The 4056-nt window shown below is 63.3% G+C and carries 3 protein-coding genes; all 3 read left to right on the top strand.

Annotated elements, in window-relative coordinates; all coding sequences use genetic code 11:
* Nucleotides 1-261: 261 nt before the first annotated feature.
* The 3 genes from VF672_RS20905 to mnmH all read left to right on the top strand — a co-directional run bounded on the left by VF672_RS20905 (nucleotide 262) and on the right by mnmH (nucleotide 3678).
* Nucleotides 262-1410, top strand: coding sequence for an MFS transporter (locus VF672_RS20905; protein ID WP_331106428.1), 1149 nt, complete (start codon nucleotides 262-264; stop codon nucleotides 1408-1410).
* A gap of 133 nt (nucleotides 1411-1543) precedes the next feature.
* Complete coding sequence (gene selD, locus VF672_RS20910; RefSeq protein WP_331106429.1) at nucleotides 1544-2578, top strand: selenide, water dikinase SelD; 1035 nt, start codon at nucleotides 1544-1546, stop codon at nucleotides 2576-2578.
* Entirely contained in the window at nucleotides 2578-3678 is a 1101-nt protein-coding gene (gene mnmH, locus VF672_RS20915; protein WP_331106430.1) for a tRNA 2-selenouridine(34) synthase MnmH, read from the top strand. The genes selD and mnmH overlap by 1 nt, the downstream gene beginning before the upstream one ends.
* Nucleotides 3679-4056: the final 378 nt, after the last annotated feature.

The following is a 4056-nucleotide window of genomic DNA, read 5'->3' on the forward strand; positions in this document are numbered from 1 at the left end:
TGGGTACTGTAGGAGCCGGCTTGCTGGCGAATCCGAGGTGGACCCGTCGACAGGTTTATCGCTGACCCACCGCGTTCGCCAGCAAGCCGGCTCCTACAGCGCCTGCGTTGTGTCGTCATTGGAAGCAGGGCCGGCTTTAACCGGGAAAAGGTCAGCCGCCGTGAACCATCGGAGCAGTTGTCACCCCTAACACCGGCGCGAGGGATCGCGCTTTTTCAGTCACTGTCTGCCGGTCGCGCAGACCCGTTCAGGTCGTTGCTTGTGTCCATCGCTCAATCCGTTCGCGCCCCCGTTTTTGTGCACTTGTGGAGCTATCGTCTGACCTTCCTGCTGTCCGGCATGTCGCTCGGCGCATGGGCGCCCTTGGTGCCGTTTGCCCGGGACCGCGCCGGGCTTGAAGAAGCCCAGCTGGGGCTGCTGCTGTTGTGCTTTGGTCTGGGGTCGATGCTGGCAATGCCGCTGGCGGGGATGCTCACCACGCGCAAGGGCTGTCGCTTTGTCTCGCTGGTCGGTGGCGCGCTGATTTGCTGCATGCTGCCGTTGCTGGCCACCGTCTCGTCACTGGTGGGGCTTGCGCTGGCCCTGGCGGTGTTCGGCGCCGGGCTGGGCAGCATCGATGTGGCGATGAACGTGCAGGGCCTGATGGTCGAGCGCGATCACGGCCGGCCGATGATGTCGGGTTTTCACGGACTCTTCAGCCTGGGCGGCATCAGCAGTGCGCTGCTCATGACCCTGATGCTCTCAGTGGGGGCATCGCCGTTGGTGGCGGTCGCCGTGGTGGTGGCCTTGATCGCTGGCATCCTCCTCTGGCATGGCCGACACTTGGTGCCCCACGGCGCTGACGACCCGGCGGCACCTTTTGCCAGGCCCACAACCAAGGTGGTGATCGTCGGGATCCTGTGCTTTATCGCGCTGCTGGTGGAGGGCGCGATGCTGGACTGGAGCGCGTTGTTTCTCAACAAGACGCACGGCATTGACCTGTCGGTCGCAGGCGGCGCCTATGCGGTGTTTTCGCTGACCATGGCCGCGGGCCGGTTTTCCGGGGACTGGCTGAGGAAACGCTTCGGCGCGGTGAATCTGCTGATCGGCGGCGGGCTGCTGGTGATGGTCGGCTTTGCCATGGCCATCTTGCTGCAGCCGTGGCCGTTGTTTCTGACGGGTTTCGCACTGATCGGGCTGGGGCTTTCCAATACCTTCCCGGTGTATTGCTCGGTGGTCGGCGCGCAGACCCGGATGCCGGCCGGGCTGGCCATTGCGGTGATCACCGGGATCGGCTACTGCGGCATTTTGCTGGGGCCTGCGTTGATCGGCTTCGCTGCGCACCTGGTGGGTTTGCGTGAGGCACTGCTGTGTGTCGGCGCGCTGATGCTGGCGCAAGTGCTGACGGCACGGCGCATGGCAAAGGGTTAAACGCAGTCACGCGACGCTTCGATCCTAAGCGACCCTCGTTTGTCTTAGAGACCGCACAGCCAGCCATCCCGCAACCCTTCCACCCACTGGCGCCTCTGTTAGACTGCTGCGCCTTGAAACTCAGGGGCTTCCCATGACCGACCCGATCCGTCTTACCCAATACAGCCACGGCGCTGGCTGCGGCTGCAAGATTTCCCCCAAGGTGCTGGAAACCATCCTCGCCGGCAGCGGCGCGCAGAACCTTGACCCGCGCTTGTGGGTGGGCAATGCCTCGCGCGATGACGCCGCCGTCTATGCCATCGACGACGACAAGGGTGTCGTGTCCACCACCGATTTTTTCATGCCCATCGTTGATGATCCCTTCGACTTCGGTCGCATCGCCGCGACCAACGCGATCAGCGACATCTATGCCATGGGCGGCGATCCGTTGATGGCCATCGCGATTCTGGGCTGGCCGGTCAATGTGCTGGCCCCGGAAATCGCCCGCGAAGTCATTCGCGGCGGCCGTGCGGTGTGCGATGCGGCGGGCATCCCTCTGGCTGGCGGGCATTCTATCGACGCGCCCGAGCCGATTTTCGGTCTGGCGGTCACCGGCCTCGTTGAAAAGCGCTTCATGAAGCGCAACGACACCGCCACCGTCGGCTGCACGTTGTTCCTGACCAAACCGCTGGGCATCGGCATTCTCACCACGGCCGAGAAAAAAGGCCTGCTGCGCGACGAAGACGTCGGCCTGGCCCGTGACGTGATGTGCACGCTGAACAAGCCGGGCAGCCGTTTCTCCCGGCTGGCCGGCGTCACTGCCATGACGGACGTCACCGGGTTCGGCTTGCTCGGGCACTTGGTTGAAATGGCTGATGGCAGCCAGGTCACCGCACGGCTCGACGCCGCTGCCGTGCCGCGTCTGGGCAGTGTCGATTTCTACATCGAGCAGGACTGCATTCCCGGCGGCACCCACCGCAACTACGACAGCTACGGCGAGCGCATCGGCCCGTTGACCGAGGCGCAAAAGCTGCTGCTCTGCGACCCGCAAACCAGCGGCGGTTTGCTGATCGCCGTGGAGCCCGCCGAGGAGGCGGCGTTCCTGGCCATGGCCGTTGAACTGGGCCTGAGCCTTGCCCCGATCGGCGAATTGGTGGAGCGACAGCCACTCGCAGTCGAGGTGTTCTGATGGGCGACAACCGTGCTGACCTGCGCGAGATTTTCCTGCACGACGTGCCGATGATGGACGTGCGTGCGCCGGTCGAATTCACCAAGGGCGCATTCCCCGGCGTGATCAATCTGCCGCTGATGAATGACGTCGAGCGGCAAAAGGTCGGTACCCGCTACAAGGAGGACGGCCAACAGGCCGCCATCGAGCTCGGCCACAGGCTGGTGTCCGGCGAATTGAAGGAGGCGCGGCTTGAAGCGTGGGCAGCGTTTGCCCGTCGCCATCCCGAAGGGCTGCTGTATTGCTTCCGCGGCGGTTTGCGCTCGCAGATCACCCAGCAATGGCTCAAAAGCGAGGCGGGCATCGAATACCCGCGGGTGATCGGTGGCTACAAGGCGATGCGCAGTTTCTTGATCGAGGTGACCGACCAGGCGGTGGCGCAGTGCGATTTCGTGCTTGTCGGCGGGCTGACCGGCAGCGGCAAGACGGAGGTGCTGCAGCAGATCGACAACGGGCTGGACCTTGAAGGGCATGCCAATCATCGCGGTTCAAGCTTTGGCAAGCACGCGACGCCGCAGCCGGGGCAGATCGATTTTGAGAATCGGCTGGCGGTGGATATTTTGAAGAAGCGTGCTCGCCAGCATGATCAGTTTGTGGTGGAGGACGAGGGGCGCATTGTCGGCAGTCGTGCGGTGCCGCTTGAGTTGTTCCGGGCCATGCAGGAGGCGCCTCTGGTCTGGCTGGAGGACAGTTTTGACAGTCGGGTCGAGCGGATTCTGAAGGATTATGTGACGGATCTGTGCGCCGAGTTTGTGGCGGTGCAGGGCGTGGAGATGGGTTTTGCGGCGTATGCGGAGCGGTTGAAGCAGAGTCTGGCGAGTATCGTTCGGCGGTTGGGCGGGGAGCGTTATCAGCGTCTGGCGGCGATCATGGACGGCGCGTTGGCTGAGCAGGGGCGCAGTGGGGCGGTTGATTTGCACCGTGGCTGGATCAGCGGGATGTTGAGTGAGTATTACGATCCGATGTATGCGTTTCAGCGGGACAGCAAGAATGCCCGGGTTGAGTTTGCCGGGGATCAGGGGGCGGTGGTGGAGTATTTGAGGCAGCGCAAGCGGGGTTGAGATCGTCAGATCTCCGGATCTACGGATCTACGGATCTACGGATCTATGGATCTATGGATCTATGGATCTATGGATCTCCGGATCAAGATCGTCAGCCTGGGGGCAGACCGTTTCGCGTTCGCCTGGATCAAAATCAGGGGCGTCTGCCTAACGGCAGACTGTTTCGCCTTCGGCGAGTTACTTGATAAAGCCCCAAGTAACCAAGGGCTTGTGCTCCCGGTTGGGCCCGACTTCGTCGGGTTCCTTCACTCCGGTCTCGCTCCGTGGGCCCGCGCCGAACGGACATCCCTGTCCTGACGGCGCTCTCGCCGCATCCATGCGGCTCGGCCCACTGCGCGAGACCTGCGTTCAGCCTGCACCCAAGTCGCGATTGGCGGT

Source organism: Pseudomonas sp. (genome assembly GCF_036387035.1).
Lineage (GTDB): Bacteria > Pseudomonadota > Gammaproteobacteria > Pseudomonadales > Pseudomonadaceae > Aquipseudomonas.